This window comes from Mycobacterium sp. E796, assembly GCF_001672815.1.
In the GTDB taxonomy this organism is placed as follows: domain Bacteria; phylum Actinomycetota; class Actinomycetes; order Mycobacteriales; family Mycobacteriaceae; genus Mycobacterium.
The window spans coordinates 1-15,455 of sequence record NZ_LZKK01000041.1 but is presented as its reverse complement, the minus strand read 5'-3'; the positions used below and the strand labels follow the sequence as shown (position 1 = coordinate 15,455).

The following is a 15,455-nucleotide window of genomic DNA, read 5'->3' as shown; positions in this document are numbered from 1 at the left end:
GGGCAGTCAGCCGTCCTCGTGCGGCGCCAGCCACGCCGATCGTCTGGTTTGGACGAACGCGTCCCGATCACGGCTGACTGCCCAATCTGGAGATCGCTTCTGCAGGAACGCCGTGAAGGCCTCGATCTGTTCGGCGGTTCCTATTGAAGACCAGTAGCCCGTCACGTCGACGGACGGCAGCGCGCGCGCCATTTCGCGTTTGACGGCCGCGCGGGCGGTGGGGCCGGTCTTGCGGACACGCTCAAGCAACGCATCGACCTCCGACCGAAGGGAGTCGTGCGCGACGACTTTTCCGACCAGTCCGAGACGCTCAGCCTCCTGCGCGTCGACCCAATCATTGCCGTAGATAAGGTGATTGGCCCTCAGCGTGCCCAGGCGTTGCGGTAGTCGGGCGGCAACGAACGCCTCGTACACGCCGCGGGTTAGGTCGGGGACCCGGAACCGGGCGCGGTCGGACGCGACCACCAGATCGGCGAATAAGGTCATCACCAGGCCGCCACCCATGGCGACGCCGTTGACGGCGCAAACAACGAGTTTCGGTATCTTGCCAAGCGTTTCGAACGGTGTGCCGTCATAGGACTCGGTGAACGCGTCCCACCTGCGGTCTGGATTCTGTACGGCGTTCATGTCGCCGCCCGCGCAGAACACGTCGCCCGTCCCGGTGATCACCAGGAAGTTCAGGTCCGGTTCGTCGGCCACGATCATCGCGGCCCGTTTGATCCCGTGGTAGCCGTCCGCGGTGACGGCGTTCTTCTTCTCCGGTCGGTTGATGGTGACGGTCAGGGTGTCGCCGTCGATCCTGCCTTCGAGCTCGGGGGCACAGAGGTCGACATCGACGGAAGCCGGTAGCGCGCTCACTGTTCCTCGATCACGGCGAGCAGTTCACCGACGTCGTAACTTGACCCGGCGCTGACCTTCCATGTGACGATGCCACTGGCCGGTGCCTCGACGTCCATCTCGACCTTGTCGGTTGCGATCTGGTACAGCGCATCCCCTTCGGAGACATGGGCGCCGTCCGCCACGTAGATTCCGGTGACCTCCGCTTCGGTGATCGCGTCGCCCGGTTTCGGCATCCGCACCTCCGTCACGCGATCCTCCTGACCGCTTCGACAAGCCGCGCGGCGTCCGGGCGACAGGCGGCTTCCAATGTCGCCGCCCGGGGAACGGGCGTGTACGTTCCCGCCACGCGCTGAATCGGGCTCGCCAGCACACCGAAGAGCTCCGTTCCGACGGCTGCGGCGATTTCGGCACCGGGGCCGCAAAATCCGACGGACTCGTGGGCGACGACCAGGCGACGTGTTTTGCGGGCAGATTCGACGACGGTGGCCAGATCCAATGGCACCAGGGTGCGCAGGTCGACCACCTCCACCGAAACGCCTTCGGCGGCAAGCTGTTCGGCGGCTGCGAGCGCGGCGTGCACCAGGCTGCCATAGGTGCAGATCGTGACGTCGGTGCCGGCGCGTTTGACGTCGGCTTGGCCGAGCGGGATCACGTAGTCGGCTGTCGGCACGGGCCCCTTGCCGCCGCCGTAGTACAGCTTCATCGACTCGATGAACAGGCAGGGATCGTCTTCCGCCAGGCAGGCATTGAGCAGCCCGACCGCGTCGGCGGCGGTGCTGGGCCACACGACCTTGATGCCGGGTGTGTGCATCGCCCAGGCCTCGAAGGCCTGGGAGTGCTGCGGGCCGGCCGCCGTGCCGACCATGGCGCGGATGACGACCGGGGCGCCCTGCCGACCGCCCGACATGTAGCGGATCTTGGCCGCGTGGTTGGCGATCTGGTCCATGGCAACGCCGAGGAAGTCCATGAACATCAGCTCCGCCACCGGACGCAGCCCGCCCAGGGCCGCACCCACCGCGGCGCCGATGATCGAGGACTCCGCGATCGGCGTGTCGCGCACGCGGTGGTCGCCGTACTTGGTGGACAGCCCCGCGGTGATCTTGAACATGCCGCCCGACGGGTCGGCAATGTCCTCCCCGAGGAGCACGATCGACTCGTCGGTCGCCATCGCGCGGTCCAGCGTGCGGTGAATCGCCTGCACGAGACCGAGGGTCTCCGTCTCGCCCTCGGGAATCGCGGCCCGCTCCGTCACCGGTGCCGCGATCTCGACGCCGTGCGCGGCGAACACGTCACGGGTCAGTTCGTCGACGTCGGGGGGCTCGGCGTCGCGCGCGGCGGCGAAGGCCGCGTCGATCTCGGCAATGAGATCCGCGTCGATGCGGTCCAGGTCGGCCTCATCGGCCAGGCCCTCGTCGATCAGCCGCCGCCTGTATCGCGCGAAGGGCGGGTCGGCGCGCTTGGCGGCCATTTCGTCCGGATCGGCGTAGGGCATCTGGTCGCCGAAGTAGTGCCCCTGCAGACGATAGGCGACGGCTTCGACGAACGACGGACCGGCGCCCGAGCGAGCCCGCCCGGCCGCCTCGGCCACGGCCTGGTGCACCGCGTGCGGGTCCGTGCCGTCGACCGTGACGCCGGGCATCGCGTAGCCCGCGGCCCGGTCGGACAGCCGCGTCGAGCGGGTATAACCCGCCACTGGCGTGCATTCGGCCCACGCGTTGTTCTGGCAGAAGAACACCACCGGAAGCGCCCACAGCGCCGCCATGTTCATTGCCTCGTGGACGTAGCCGATGCTGGTCGCCCCGTCGCCGAAGCTCACCAGAACCACGCGGTCACTGCCCTTGATGGCCTCCGCCAAAGCGATCCCGTTCGCGATCAGCGGGCCCGCGCCGACGATGCCGGTGGTCCACGCGATCCCGTGGTCGGGGTCGTAGATGCCCATGGCGCCGGCCTTGCCCTTCGAAAGACCGGTGCCGCGGCCCAAGATCTCGGCGAAATACCCGGGCAGGTCGATGCCCTTGGCCACCACGTCGCCCAGTCCGCGATAGGTGGTGACCAGTTGGTCGCTGCTTGACAGGGCGAGCGCGGCCCCGGCCGACATCGCCTCCTGGCCGTCCACCGGCCAGTAGCTCATCGCGATTTCACCGGAGGACAGGCCCTTTCGGACGCGCTGGTCGCTGTGGTGCACCTTGCTCATCAGGCGGTACAACTCCAGCGCATGATCGTCGGTCAGCGGCCGTATCCCGGCGTCTAAGGGCGTGGCCATCACGGCTCCTTCACGGATGTGCGGTACGCCAAGTAGTCTACAATATGACGAAATCTGTTCAATCGTTCGATGCTGACCGGGTGCTCAACTACGGCTTCCCGATCGAACCCAATTGTTCCGCCAGCAGCATCCGATCGAAAAAACAACGTTCCAGGATCAGATCCGGCCCGCGAAACCCGAAGAGATTGACGCTCAACATGTCGAGCGGTGTGCCGGGCGCGGTCGTTCGCGTCTCCACGACCAAGCCGTTGTCCCCGTGGTAGGTCGCCTCCGCGGCATAGCGCAGCATGGGGAGATCCGTCCACTGCTGCAACAACATTGCGCGGACCGCCTCGTCACCGTCGAAAACCATTCCCGTAGGGATGATCTCGTAGCGGGGATGGGTGAAAGTAGCCATCGCCGCCTCCAGGTCTCGCGCATTCTCGGCCGCGACGTGCCGGAGCACGAGCTCTTCTCGGGCGCGCCGCAGCGCTGCGTCAGGACTCACTTCGGCTCGAAGACAGCGAGGTTACGGCCGTCCTCGAGCGACACCCATGCCACGGCGACGCGATCACCGACCGCGGGAGGGGGACCGAACACGTTCGACATCATGCGGACACCTTCGTCGAGATCGACAAGCACCACCGAATACGGCACCTTGTCGGCGAGTGCGGGGAGCGCGGCGCGGTGGTGCACGCTGACCGCGTAGACGACCCCGTCACCGCTCAACTTCTCCCACACCAGCGACGACCCGCCGCAGTGCGGGCAGACGAACCGCGGGTACCAGACGAGCCGCGCGCACGACTCGCATCGTTGGACGGTCAGCTCATGGCGCCGGGTCGCGTCCCAGAAGGGTGCGGACGCCGGGCTGGGCTCGGGGACCGGCAGCGTATCGGTCACAGCGTGGCCTCCGTTCCCAGAATCACGGTCGACGTGGCCGAGAGGACCCCGCCGGTGCCATGTGCGACGGCCGTTTTCGCGTGTGGGACCTGGCGTTCACCGCACTCGCCACGCAATTGCCGCGTGGCTTCGACGAGCAGGAAGGCCCCGAAGGCCCCGGGGTGGGTGTAGGCGAGGCCGCCGCCGGACGTCTGACCCGGCAGCGCACCGCCGGGTGCCAATCTCCCGTCCGCGACGAACGGACCGCCTTCGCCCTTGGCGCAGAAGCCCAGGTCTTCGAGCGCCAGCAACACCGTGATGGTGAACGAGTCGTAGAGTTCGACCACGTCGATGTCGGCCGGTGTGAGGCCCGCGGCACGGAAGGCGGCCGGCCCCGAGAGCGCCCCCGGTGTGACGGTGAGGTCGGGCATCTGGGAGATCATCGCGTGCGAGGCCGCCGACGCCGCACCCAGAACGAAGGCCGGCGGCTTGGCCAGGTCGCGGGCGCGCTCGGCGCTCGTGACCACCAGCGCCGCGGCGCCGTCGGTGACCAGGCAGCACTCGAGCTTGTGCAGCGGTTCGGCGAGGAATCCCGAGCCCATGACGTCCTGGACGGTGATCGCCTCGCGCAGGTGAGCTCGATCGTTCAGCGTGGCCCACCGTCGAGTGTCGACGGCGATCTGCGCCAGCTGTTCGGGGGTCGTCCCGTACGTCGCCATGTGCCGGTTGGCCGCCAGGGCGTAGGCGCTGATCGGCAGCATCACCCCGAACGGCGTCTCCCATTCCAGGCGCTCGGGAGTCGCGAAGACCCCAAGGCCTTTTTCGCCACGCTTGCGGGCGGCGCGCGGCGTCGAGGCATAGACAATCACCACCGTCTCCGCCTCGCCGGCTGCGATCGCCGCGGCGGCGTGCTCGACGTACAGCCCGTAGCTGGCGCCACCGGTTTGCGTGGCGTCGGTGAAGCGCGGCGCTATCCCCAGGTACTCGGCCAGCTCCACCGAATGCATGAGCGTGCCACCGGTGCAGGTGCACAGCCCGTCGACGTCGCGCAGCGACAAGCCCGCATCGGCCAGGGCGGCGGTGATCACGCGCGCCTCGAGCTCGCGCAGCGGCACATCGATTACCCCGGACGCCGAAACGTCATCGGCGACACCGACAATGGCGGCCACACCTCGGGTCGTCAACTTCCTGTCCCTTCGAAGAGTTCACGCAGCGCGGGTTGGCTGACCTTGAGCGAGGGTGTGCGGGGCAAGTCCTCGACGATGACCAGCCGGGCCGGAACGTAGTAACGGCTCAATCGTTCGCGCGCGTAGGCGAGCAAGTCTTCGGGCGTGGCGCGCGCGCCGTGGGTCAACTCGACCGCCGCGACAGGCACGCGGCCGAGCCGTTCATCGGGCAGGCCGGTCACGCCTGCATCGCGGACCGCCGGGTGGCCACGGAGCACCCCGACGATTTCGGCCGGATTGACCTTGAAACCCCCGCGAATGATGACGTCGTCGGTGCGCCCGTCGATGAACACAAACCCGTCGGCGTCGACCCGCCCGAGGTCGGTGGTGCGCACCCAGTCCCCGCCGGTGGTGCGAACCTCGATGCGGCCCTGCTCGCCGGGCAGCACTTCGGTGTCGTCCTCGAGGGACATGACGCGGATCTCCCTGCCGCGCTGCGGGCGTCCCACGCTGCCGCGTTTAAGGGTGGCCCACTGCCGGTGCAAGGCGAGGTTCCACCCGGCCACGCCGCCGGCGAATTCCGTTGCCCCGTAGGACGGTAGCACCGCGACGCCGTAGCGACACTCGAACCTGGTCTGCACGTCAACCGGGAGATGCGCGGTGCCCGAGGTCACCACCTCGACGCTCGAGAAGGCATCCGGATCCACGCCCGCGTCGAGTACCATCGCCATCGCCGACGGCACCAGGCTCACGGCCTTCGGTCGGTGTCGAAGTAGCAAATCCACGAAGTCGGGCACCCGGAATCGCTCCAGGAGCGCGATCTTTCTTCCCTCGCAGATGTTGAGCAGGGTGCGGAACAGCCCGGACATGTGCACCAGGGGAGAGGAGACGATGGCGACACCCGAACGCAGTCTCAGTTCGGCGTCCTGCCCGGCGCCAACACTGTAATGGGCGCCCGCCGCTGCGACGGTGTGCTCGAAAGAGCTGTAGGACAGCGGTATTCGCTTTGGCGGGCCCGTGGTACCGCTGGTGAGCATCTCGACGGCGATGCCGTCGCGGGACGGGCGGAACGGGCCCGGTCCGAGATGTTCCAGCCCGTCCACAACGGCCACGTCACTCGATACGCGAACGCCCAGCGATCCGGTGGCAGCGCCGACGACTCCGGTGCGCTCCCAGTCAGTCTGCAAAGCCACCACCGCGGGCGACCGCAGCCCGCGGATGTCCGCGCAGAGCCCGGCGTCGCCCTGTGACGGGTTGATCGTGACCACGCAACCGCCGGTCAGCAGCACGCCGAGCAGAGCCCCGACCATCGCGGGATGATTTCGCAGCACCAGCCCGACGGGGGATCCCTCCCCCAAACCCGCTCGCCTTAAAGACGTTTGAACGCCCGCGGCGATGTCCGACAAATGCTGCCAATCCACCCACCGGCCCTCGTACTCGATCGCGGGCGCTCGCGGGTCGAGGGCGAGGACCGCGCGGATGCGGTCGGCGAGTTGCTGGCTCAAGCCACGGCTGCCGCGAGCTCGGTCGCCGCGGGGATCACCTCTTGGGCGAACAACTTCATCGAGTCGTATACCTTCGTGCGGTCCATGGCGCCGCCGCGCGACATGCGCAAAATGATGTTGCGCCAGCCCATGTCGATGACGGTGCGCATCTTCTCGACGATGCGGTCCGGGTCACCCATCAGCGTGAGGTGCGAATTCAGCACCTGTTCGTAGCTTTGCTTGTCGTGTTTTTCGAACCAGTCCGAGTAGGCCTTGTAGTCGCCCGGTATCTCGCCGCCGCGCTCGAACGGGCTCGAATACTTTCGATGGGTCTGAATGGAGAGCTCGACGCTTTCCCGCGGGTAGCTGCGGGCGAACGCGTCGTCCTGGTGGCAGAAGGCGTTGAGCAGCGCCCACACGTGGCCGGTGGCGGCGTCGAGTCCCTTTTCCGACTGCACCTTCAGGTAGATGTCCAGGGCCCCCTGCAGATCGGGGTCGACCTGATAGGGGTTTCCGATGATCGCGCCGAACCCCTTCTCGGCGAGCCATTCGAAGCTGGACGGCGTCTTCATCACGGTGCCCCACACGGGGATCGGCTGCTGCGCCGGCCGCGGATAGATCGTGACGTCCTCGATATGGAAGTACTTGCCGTGGAAGCTGACGTTCTCTTCGGTCAGGAGGCGGCTGACGATCTCGACGCACTCCTGGTATCGGCCGGTGGCCTCCTCCATCGAGATGCCGAAACCCTTGAACTCGTGCGCCTGATAGCCGCGCCCGAAGCCGGCGTCGAAGCGCCCGCCGGACAGGACGTCGACCAAGGCGATCCGTTCGGCCAACTGAATCGGCTCGTGGAAGGGTGCCACCATGCACGCGGTACCGATGCGGATGCGCTCGGTCTGCGCGGCGATGGCGGTCGCCACTTGGGGCAGGTCCGGGAGCATGCCGTAGGGGGAGAAGTGGTGTTCGGCCAGCCAGATCTCGTCGTAGCCGAGCTCCTCCGCCCAGCGCGCCTCCTCGAGCACGTTGGCCAGCACCTCCCGCTCGCTGAGGTGGTTGGGCTTGTCGCCGAGGATGAACACGCCGAACTTCATGTCGGTCCCTCCCGCTCGCTTCGGAAAAGTAGTTGCACTGACTGCCACAATAATGCACGATTGAACACATATCGTCAATCCGTTTAGTAGGGAGTGCCGTGGCTCTGTTCGACTCCGCGGTCGGAACCGCGTTGCCGCCGAGCACCTTCCGCTGGTGCGAGACCGACGTGATCCTGTACGCCTTGGGGGTGGGCGCCCGTCCGCCGTCCGAGCTGAGGCTGCTCAACGAGGCTTGCGGTCCCGATGTGCTGCCGACGTTCGCCCTGGTGGCGAACTGGTGGGCGGTCAAGGACCTGCGCAGTGTGCTCGATCTGGGCACGTATCCGATCGTGCACTCCGCGCAATCGCTGGAGCTGCGTCGGCCGATCGGCGCCGACGGGGAAATGTCGGTGCAGGCCGAGGTGTCGGCGGTGTGGGACAAGGGCAAGCACGCGGCCGTCGAGTTGACCAGCCGGGGCGCCGATCCGGACGGGACCGTGTTCGTCGCCAGGTCCCAGACCATGGTCCTCGGCGCGGGGGGATTTGGCGGCGACCGTGGACCCGCCGCCGAACCGGACCCCGACGGGCCGCCGGACGCGATATTCGACGACGTCGTCCGGCCCGAGCAGGCCGCCCTCTACCGCCTCTCGGGTGACCGCAACCAGCTACACATCGACCCGGAGGCGGCCCGCAAGTACGGCTTCGACGACGTCTTCCTGCACGGGCTGTGCACGCTCGGGTTCGCCGCGCGGGCGGTGATCGACCGGATCGGTGACGGGGACCCCCGGTCGCTGACATCGGTGGGCTGCCGGTTCTCCAAGCAGGTGAAGCTCGATGCCCCGCTGCGGACGGAGATCTGGCGAGCCGAAGGTTCGGTGCGTTTCCGGACGTTGCAGGGTGACGCCGTCGCCCTGAGCTCCGGAACTGCCACGCTGGCAGGGGTGTGAGCATGGACCAACGACGGGCTCGCGGAGTGCGCAACAGGCAGGCGCTCATCCATGCCGCGATCGAGCTGTTCACCACTCACGGCTACGAGGGGACCACCGTCGACCAGATCTCGGCGGCGGCCGGGGTCGCGCCGCGCACGTTCTTCCATCACTTCGCCAGCAAGGAAGACATCCTGTTCGACGGCTACGCCGAGCGGCTGCAGGAGGCTATCCGCCGCTTCCGCGCCGCGCGATCGGACTCGCTGTGCGACGCCCTCGCCGAGACGTCGATGGCGGTAGCGCAAGCGATAGTCGATCAGCCCGACATGTTTTTGGTCCGCGCGCGGATGTATCACAGCCTGCCGGCCCTGCGCGCGACGATGCTGCGGATCAACGAGGACTGGATCGATCAGCTCACCGCCGAGGTCGCGCGCTGGCTGGGCAGCGATACCGGACCGGACTTGCGGCCTCGGCTGGCTGCCACGCTGATCAACGCCGCCAACCGCGCGGCGATCGATTCGTGGGTTGCCGCCGGTGGTCGGGGTGAGTTGTCGCGATTGATGGCCGAATCCGTGGAGTTGGTGCGGCCCTCGATCGCCGCGATCGAGCGCACCGTCGCAACGTCCGGACCGGGGCGGGGAGGTGGCAAGCGTGTCGGGTGATTCCCGTCCGCTCGCGGTCGTCACCGGGGGAGCGCGAGGCATCGGTGAATCGATTGTGGCCGCGCTCATGTGCAGCGGCCACCGGGTGGCCGCGATCGATGTGAACGCGAAGGCCATTGCGCGCGCCGAGGATTCGGATGAGGCGAGATCGGGATTGCTCGTCCCGATGAACCTGTCGATCACGGACCGTGGCGCGGTCGAGGACGCGCTGAGCGGGTTGGCCGACCGGTACGGGCCCGTTCGGGCGTTGGTCAACAACGCGGGTATGACGCTGCCCGGCACGTTTCTCGAGCAGACGGACGAGGACTGGGACCGCATCGTCGACGTCAACCTCAAGGGCACCTTCGTCATGGCGCAGGTCACCGCCCGGCAGATGGTCGCCCACGGCGGCGGGGCCATCGTGAACGTCAGCTCGGTGTCCGCCCACGGGGTGCGCACCGGGCCGCCGGCCTACGCGGCCGCCAAGGCCGGTGTTGAAGGGCTGAGCCGGCTGATGGCCGTTCAGCTCGGTGTGCATGGGATCCGGGTCAACACCGTCGTGGTCGGCACCACCGCGACGCCGTGGCTGTTGTCGCGCAAGACGGAGGACGAGCTGGCACAGATGCGCCAGACGACGGTGACCGGAAACATCGGTGAGCCGGAGGACGTAGCCGGGGTGGTGGCCTTTCTGTGTTCGCCCGCCGCCAAACACGTCACCGGCCAGCTCATTTCGGTGTCGGGCGGACAGTGGATGCCATGACGTCGATGCGGAACGACAAGACACATGCTGATGTAGTGTTTACTGCTACGAAACGATGCCAGGGGATGTCGTGGAACTAAAGAGAATCCTGTTCGACGTCAGCGAGCAGGTCGCCACCATCACGATCAATCGACCGGAACGGCTCAACGCCACTGACGACCTGACCCGTACCGAGCTCGGCATCGCGTGGGCACGGGTGCGGGAGGACCCGAACATCCGGGTCGCCATCATCACCGGAGCCGGCGACCGCGCATTCTCGGCGGGCCAGGACATCCGGGCAACGGCCGAGGGCGGCATCCGCAACAAGGTTCCCGGATCGCGGCTGCACCACAACGTGTGGAAGCCGGTCATCTGCGCCCTCAACGGAATGGTCGTCGGCGGCGGCCTGCATCAGGTCGCCGACGCCGACCTCATCATCGCGGCCGAGCACGCGGAGCTGATCGACACGCATCTGGCCGTGGGCAACGTGTTCGCGCTCGAGCCCGCGGTGCTGCTGCGCAGAATGCCGCTGTCGATGGTGATGCAGCTCGGGCTGATGACCAAGCAGGGCCGGATCAGCGCGCAGCGCGGCTACGAGATTGGCCTGATCAACGAGGTCGTGCCCGCGGATCGTTTGCAACAGCGGGCGCGCGAAATCGCCTTGGACATTGCGAAGCTCTCGCCGGCGACGGTCCAGGCATCGATCAAGGCGATGTGGAGCAGCCTCGATGTCGGGCTGCGCGCGGCCAACGACGTCGCGTATCGCTATGTGCTGCAACACCAGCTGACCCATCCCGACTACCGGGAAGGGATGCTCGCGTTCGCGGAAAAGCGCGAACCGCGGTGGGTCGTGGAATGAGTCGATGAGTTCTGGAATGACACGCAATGGGTGAATCCGCACGAACGTTCAGCTACGACCCGCTGCCGTACGCGCCCGTCGTCCCGTCGATGCTGGCCGACCTGGTCGCCGCCTACGGAGAGAACGACTTCGTCGTCAGCTCGGCCGGCGGGGGGACCATCGAGCGGATCAGCTACGGCCAGGCGGATACTCGGTCTGCCGAGATGGCGCGGCGGCTGCTCGGAGCCGGGGTCACCAAAGGCGTTCGGGTCGGAATCCTGGCGCCCAACGGACCCGACTTTGTGATCGCCTTCCTGGCTGCCACGCGGATCGGCGCGGTTGCGGTGCCCATCAACACCTTCTTTCAGCCGCCGGAGTTGAGGTGGCTGCTTCGCGACGCCGACATCCACACCCTGCTATCGGTCGACTCGCTGCTCGGCAAGGACATGCTGGCGCGGGTCGCCGATGCTGCGGGTGAGTTTTCAGCCCCGGGTGCGCCCCTGAAACTCGAGCGACTGCCACAGTTGCGCAACGTTTTCGGGCTCGGCGACACCGAGCGGCCCTGGCCGAGTGTGTGGCCGGAACCTGTGCCCGAAGCGTTTCTGCGAGCGTGCGAATCCACCGTCCGCCCGTCTGACGACCTGGTCGTCATCTACACATCGGGAAGCACTTCGGACCCTAAGGGCGTCATCCACACGCACGGCACCGCGATCGCACACTCTCGCTTCGTGGCCACGCAGCACGAATGGAAACCCGACGACCGGGTGTACATCCCGATGGTGTTCTTCTGGGTCGCCGGGTTGGTCTTCGGTCTGCTCGGACCGATGCAGACCGGCGCCACCATCATCACCGAGCACAAGTTCGACGCCGGCGACGTGCTGCGCCTGCTTGAATCCGAACGGGCCACCTACGCAACGGGATTCCCCCACGTCGGCTGGGCGCTGGCGAATCATCCCGACTACGCGTCCACCGATCTGTCGACTCTGCGCGCGGGATACCACCAGGTCCTGCTGCCGCCCGAACTGCGCGCGGCCGATCCGTCGCTACTGGTTACACAACTGGGGATGACCGAAACGTGCAGTTCGCACACCTGGTGGCCACCACACGAACCGGTGCCCGAAAGCAAACGCGGTTCGCTCGGGGTTGCGGCACCCGGCTATCAGCACAAGATCGTCGATGAAACCGGCGTGGAGCTGCCCAACGGGACGGTAGGCGAAATCTGCGTGCGGGGCACGGCCATGATGCGCGGCATGGTCGGACGGCAGCGCAGCGACCTGTTCGACGACGACGGCTGGTATCACACGAAGGACGCCGGATACCTGGACGACGACGGCTTCCTGTTCTTCACCGGACGCACCGACGACATGATCAAGACGTCGGGCGCGAACGTCGCGCCGGTGGAGGTCGAGGCGGTGATCGGCAACGTCGACGGCGTCCGGATCGCCTATGTCGTCGGCGTTCCGGACACGGACAAGGGCGCGCTCGTCTGCGCCGTGGTCGTGCTCAATCAGGGGCGGTGCACATCGCAGGATGAGCTCGCGGCGGCGTGCCGGAAGGAACTGGCCGCGTACAAGGTTCCCAAGCGGTGGGTGATCCTCCCCGACGCCGATCGGCTGCCCTACACCACCACGAACAAGATCGACAAGCCCCGGCTGGTGCAGTTACTGAGGTCGGGGGAGCTGGCATGACCGGGTTGGAGGCGCGGGTCGCCCGACTGGAGGCCATTGAGGAAATTCGTCAGCTGGCGGCGCGTTACGCGGTGGCGTTGGACGTGCGCGACTTCGATTCCTTGGCAAATCTTTTCGTTGACGACGTCGGTGTGCCGGGCAAGCGCCGTGGGCGCGACGCGATGCGCCAATGGTACGACGCAGAGGTGCGTCCGACGCTGCTGGGCAGCGCGCACGGCGTCCTCGGTCATGTCATCGACGTCCACGACGCCGACACCGCGAGCGGACTTGTCTACTCGCGCAACGACTTGGAAACCGAGACCGCGTGGTTCATCGAGATGCTGGCCTACCTCGACCGCTACGAACGGCGCGACGGCCGTTGGTATTTCGCGCGTCGCACCCCGCTGTTCTGGTACCGCAGCGACATCACCGACCCGCCGATCGGTCCGCGGAAGGTGCGCTGGCCCGGCGGCCCGAGCCAGGACGGCTCTTTCCACGACGCCTTCCCGTCGTGGGACGCTTTCTGGGCCGCCGACCCGGGACGCTTCGACGCGCCGGTCCCCGCCCCCGCCGCCGTCGGTGACTGGCTGCGCAGTTTGCGCCGGGGGGCCGAGGCCCCGCGGGTGAGCCAGACTGGACGCGGAACCGCGGGGGCTTGAAATGTCCTCCCAAGCAACGAGTTTTGCATTCACCAACGAGCAGGACGAGCTGCGTCGCGTCGTGCGCTCCTTCCTCGAAAGCAAGGCCGACGAGGCGCAGGTGCGCCGCCACATGGAATCACCGCTGGGGTACGACCCGTCGTTGTGGGCGCAGATGTCCGACGAACTGGCCTTGGTGGGGCTCGCAATTCCCGAGGAATTCGGTGGTCAGGGGTACACCTTCGTCGAACTCGGCATCGTCGCCGAGGAGCTGGGACGGGCGCTTGCTCCCTCCCCGTACTTCGCGTCGGCGGTGCTGGCGTCCAGCGCGCTGCTTGAGTCGGGCGACTACGAGGCCCAGCGACGATTCCTGCCGGGCATCGCGTCCGGAGCGACGATCGCCAGCCTGGCGGTGACCGAGAAGTCGGGCCGCTGGGAGGCCGGGGCGATCCGCACGCGGGCGCGAGAAACGGCCCACGCGTGGGTGCTGGACGGGGCGAAAACCTATGTCCTCGACGGCTGTAGCGCCGATGTGCTATTGGTAGCCGCCCAGAGTGACTCCGGATTGTCGCTGTTCGCCGTCGACCGCTTCGACAACGTCGCCCGGCGCGGGCTGTCCACCCTGGACCAGACCCGAAAACAGGCCCGTATCGAATTCACCGCAACGTCGGCGTCGCTCGTCGGTCGTGAAGGCGGCGCCGTGCCGGTGCTGCGGCGGACCCTCGCGCTCGGCTGTGCCGCGCTCGCCGCCGAACAGGTCGGTGGCGCGCAGCGCTGCCTCGAGATGGCCGTCGCGTACGCGAAGGCACGCAGGCAGTTCGGTAGGCCCATCGGCTCATTCCAGGCCATCCGCCACAAGTGCGCCGATGTCTTCTTGGACATCGAATGTGCCCGCGGGGCCGCCTATTACGCGGTGCGGGCCGCGGCCCAACGCTCGGCGGAATTGCCGGCTGTGGCGTCCTTGGCCAAGGCGTGCAGTTCCGAGGCGTTTGCTCGGGCCGCCGCCGCCAACATCCAGATCCACGGCGGCATCGGATTCACCTGGGAACATCCCGCCCATTTGTACTTCAAGCGTGCTCAATCGTCGGGGCACCTGCTCGGCGACGCCTCCTATCACCGGCGACTGCTCGCCGACGAAATCGGGATCTGAGCGGGTCAGAAGTCCGTGCCTCCATCGATGTTGACGGCCGCGCCGGTCATGAACGCCGCCCTGTCGCTGAGCAGGAAGGCGATCAGCTCGCCCGCCTCCTCGGGACGTCCGCCGCGGCCGAGGGCGACGCGCATGTTCCAGTCCGGGTTGCTCGCCAGGTGCGTATAGATCGCGTCTTCCAGCGCCACGCCATATTGCGCTGCCCGCTCGGCGCGGATGAAGTCGTTCACCTCGGTGTCGAACAGCCCAGGGCACACGGTGTTCACCCGAATACCGTCCGGGCCATGCGTTTTGGCGAGAATCTTGGACAACGTCAACACCGCGGCCTTCAGCGCGTTATACGGCGGAATGAGGACCTTCGGCGCCCTAACGGAATACGCGGCCGTCGTCACGATGGTTCCGCCCCCATTGCGTTGCAGGTGTGGGATGACAGCGCGGCAGGAGCGCACGGTCCCCATCAGAATCAATTGGTAGTACCAGTCCCACGACTCGTCGCCGTGTTCGAGGAACGGCCCCTGTTGATTCATCGGTCCGGCGGTGACGGCCAGGCCGCGCAGCGGTCCCAGGCTTGCTACCGCGCGGTCGACGGCACGGTCCACGCCATCACCGGCGGCTGCCGCGTCGACCGCGATGCCGACGGCACCCACGCCGTAGTCTGCGGTCAATCGCTCCGCACGCGTATGGGCGCGGTCTCCGTCACGAGCAAGCAGCGCCACGTTGGCGCCGTTGGCGGCGAGCTGCTCGGCGGCGGCGAACCCGATGCCGGTAGTCCCGCCAACGAGAACGAAGTTGTGTCCCGCCACACCAAGCTCCACGCGCTGCCCTCGTTTCTGGCGTCACCGCCGACGACAGCCATACTAAACAGCAGTACGCCAAGTGTTGCAATGACTACGTTCGGGCCACCGTCCAGGGGCTTTACGGCCCCCGGACGGAACACAATTGACACATTTGTCGCGTAGCATAGGGCGGCATGTCGACGAAACCAGCCCCCACCGAACTCGAGTCGGACGGGGAGTTCGATCGCCGGGACCAGATCCTCGAGGCGGCGAACGAATGTTTCACCCAACTCGGCATTCAGCGCACCAGTGTGCAGGACGTCGCGCGAAAGGCCAACGTTTCGCGGGGCACCATCTACCGGTACTTCGAAGACCGCAACGTGCTCATCGACGCCGCGA

General features: G+C 67.1%; 17 protein-coding genes. 8 read left to right on the top strand and 9 right to left on the bottom strand.

The annotated features are described in order from the left end of the window. Positions 1-6: 6 nt before the first annotated feature. From A5706_RS03710 to A5706_RS03675, 8 genes are all read right to left on the bottom strand, one after another. Positions 7-858 (bottom strand): enoyl-CoA hydratase/isomerase family protein, encoded by an 852-nt coding sequence (locus A5706_RS03710; protein WP_068127164.1) that lies wholly within the window; start codon positions 856-858, stop codon positions 7-9. Further along, entirely contained in the window at positions 855-1,088 is a 234-nt protein-coding gene (locus A5706_RS03705; protein ID WP_082964179.1) for a lipoyl domain-containing protein, read from the bottom strand. The genes A5706_RS03710 and A5706_RS03705 overlap by 4 nt, the downstream gene beginning before the upstream one ends. Then, entirely contained in the window at positions 1,085-3,103 is a 2,019-nt protein-coding gene (locus A5706_RS03700) for a thiamine pyrophosphate-dependent enzyme (protein ID WP_068127162.1), read from the bottom strand. Before A5706_RS03700 ends, A5706_RS03705 begins: the two co-directional genes overlap by 4 nt. An 88-nt stretch (positions 3,104-3,191) precedes the next feature. After that, positions 3,192-3,590, bottom strand: a complete 399-nt coding sequence (locus A5706_RS03695; protein WP_068127161.1) for a nuclear transport factor 2 family protein — start codon at positions 3,588-3,590, stop codon at positions 3,192-3,194. Then, positions 3,587-3,982: a Zn-ribbon domain-containing OB-fold protein gene (locus A5706_RS03690; RefSeq protein WP_068127158.1), complete on the bottom strand. Its 396-nt coding sequence runs from the start codon at positions 3,980-3,982 to the stop codon at positions 3,587-3,589. The genes A5706_RS03695 and A5706_RS03690 overlap by 4 nt, the downstream gene beginning before the upstream one ends. Further along, entirely contained in the window at positions 3,979-5,145 is a 1,167-nt protein-coding gene (locus A5706_RS03685; protein WP_068127156.1) for an acetyl-CoA acetyltransferase, read from the bottom strand. The genes A5706_RS03690 and A5706_RS03685 overlap by 4 nt, the downstream gene beginning before the upstream one ends. Then, positions 5,142-6,632: a class I adenylate-forming enzyme family protein gene (locus A5706_RS03680; RefSeq protein ID WP_068127154.1), complete on the bottom strand. Its 1,491-nt coding sequence runs from the start codon at positions 6,630-6,632 to the stop codon at positions 5,142-5,144. Before A5706_RS03680 ends, A5706_RS03685 begins: the two co-directional genes overlap by 4 nt. Continuing rightward, the gene (locus tag A5706_RS03675; RefSeq protein WP_068127152.1) at positions 6,629-7,702 is read right to left on the bottom strand and encodes an LLM class flavin-dependent oxidoreductase; all 1,074 of its coding nucleotides are present in this window, start codon (positions 7,700-7,702) and stop codon (positions 6,629-6,631) included. The genes A5706_RS03680 and A5706_RS03675 overlap by 4 nt, the downstream gene beginning before the upstream one ends. A gap of 98 nt (positions 7,703-7,800) precedes the next feature. Here A5706_RS03675 and A5706_RS03670 point away from each other — a divergent pair, with 98 nt between their 5' ends. The 7 genes from A5706_RS03670 to A5706_RS03640 all read left to right on the top strand — a co-directional run bounded on the left by A5706_RS03670 (position 7,801) and on the right by A5706_RS03640 (position 14,280). Further along, the gene (locus A5706_RS03670; RefSeq protein WP_068127150.1) at positions 7,801-8,628 is read left to right on the top strand and encodes a MaoC/PaaZ C-terminal domain-containing protein; all 828 of its coding nucleotides are present in this window, start codon (positions 7,801-7,803) and stop codon (positions 8,626-8,628) included. A gap of 2 nt (positions 8,629-8,630) precedes the next feature. Further along, positions 8,631-9,269 (top strand): TetR/AcrR family transcriptional regulator, encoded by a 639-nt coding sequence (locus tag A5706_RS03665; protein ID WP_068127148.1) that lies wholly within the window; start codon positions 8,631-8,633, stop codon positions 9,267-9,269. Next, positions 9,259-10,008, top strand: coding sequence for an SDR family NAD(P)-dependent oxidoreductase (locus A5706_RS03660; RefSeq protein WP_068127227.1), 750 nt, complete (start codon positions 9,259-9,261; stop codon positions 10,006-10,008). The genes A5706_RS03665 and A5706_RS03660 overlap by 11 nt, the downstream gene beginning before the upstream one ends. 70 nt (positions 10,009-10,078) lie before the next feature. Then, on the top strand, positions 10,079-10,846 hold the full coding sequence (locus A5706_RS03655; RefSeq protein ID WP_081665400.1) for an enoyl-CoA hydratase-related protein: 768 nt from the start codon (positions 10,079-10,081) through the stop codon (positions 10,844-10,846). 26 nt (positions 10,847-10,872) lie between these two features. Continuing rightward, on the top strand, positions 10,873-12,513 hold the full coding sequence (locus A5706_RS03650) for a class I adenylate-forming enzyme family protein (RefSeq protein ID WP_068127146.1): 1,641 nt from the start codon (positions 10,873-10,875) through the stop codon (positions 12,511-12,513). Continuing rightward, complete coding sequence (locus tag A5706_RS03645) at positions 12,510-13,151, top strand: nuclear transport factor 2 family protein (protein WP_068127144.1); 642 nt, start codon at positions 12,510-12,512, stop codon at positions 13,149-13,151. Before A5706_RS03650 ends, A5706_RS03645 begins: the two co-directional genes overlap by 4 nt. Before the next feature lies 1 nt (position 13,152). Continuing rightward, a complete protein-coding gene (locus A5706_RS03640; RefSeq protein ID WP_068127142.1) occupies positions 13,153-14,280 on the top strand; it encodes an acyl-CoA dehydrogenase family protein in 1,128 nt (375 codons plus the stop codon). A 5-nt stretch (positions 14,281-14,285) separates the two neighbouring features. On the opposite strand, the gene A5706_RS03635 is transcribed toward A5706_RS03640, so the two are convergent. Further along, entirely contained in the window at positions 14,286-15,095 is an 810-nt protein-coding gene (locus A5706_RS03635; RefSeq protein ID WP_082964178.1) for an SDR family NAD(P)-dependent oxidoreductase, read from the bottom strand. A gap of 155 nt (positions 15,096-15,250) precedes the next feature. On the opposite strand from A5706_RS03635, the gene A5706_RS03630 reads away from it, so the two are divergent. Continuing rightward, positions 15,251-15,455 (top strand): TetR/AcrR family transcriptional regulator (locus tag A5706_RS03630; protein WP_156766944.1); only part of this gene is annotated, 205 nt, incomplete at its 3' end.

Bases quoted from the DNA above. Each gene is read 5' to 3' on its own strand.
- A5706_RS03675 (WP_068127152.1), bottom strand. From the start codon at position 7,702: ATGAAGTTCGGCGTGTTCATCCTCGGCGACAAGCCCAACCACCTCAGC.
- A5706_RS03650 (WP_068127146.1), top strand. From the start codon at position 10,873: ATGGGTGAATCCGCACGAACGTTCAGCTACGACCCGCTGCCGTACGCG.
- A5706_RS03640 (WP_068127142.1), top strand. From the start codon at position 13,153: ATGTCCTCCCAAGCAACGAGTTTTGCATTCACCAACGAGCAGGACGAG.
- A5706_RS03665 (WP_068127148.1), top strand. From the start codon at position 8,631: ATGGACCAACGACGGGCTCGCGGAGTGCGCAACAGGCAGGCGCTCATC.
- A5706_RS03700 (WP_068127162.1), bottom strand. From the start codon at position 3,103: ATGGCCACGCCCTTAGACGCCGGGATACGGCCGCTGACCGACGATCAT.
- A5706_RS03645 (WP_068127144.1), top strand. From the start codon at position 12,510: ATGACCGGGTTGGAGGCGCGGGTCGCCCGACTGGAGGCCATTGAGGAA.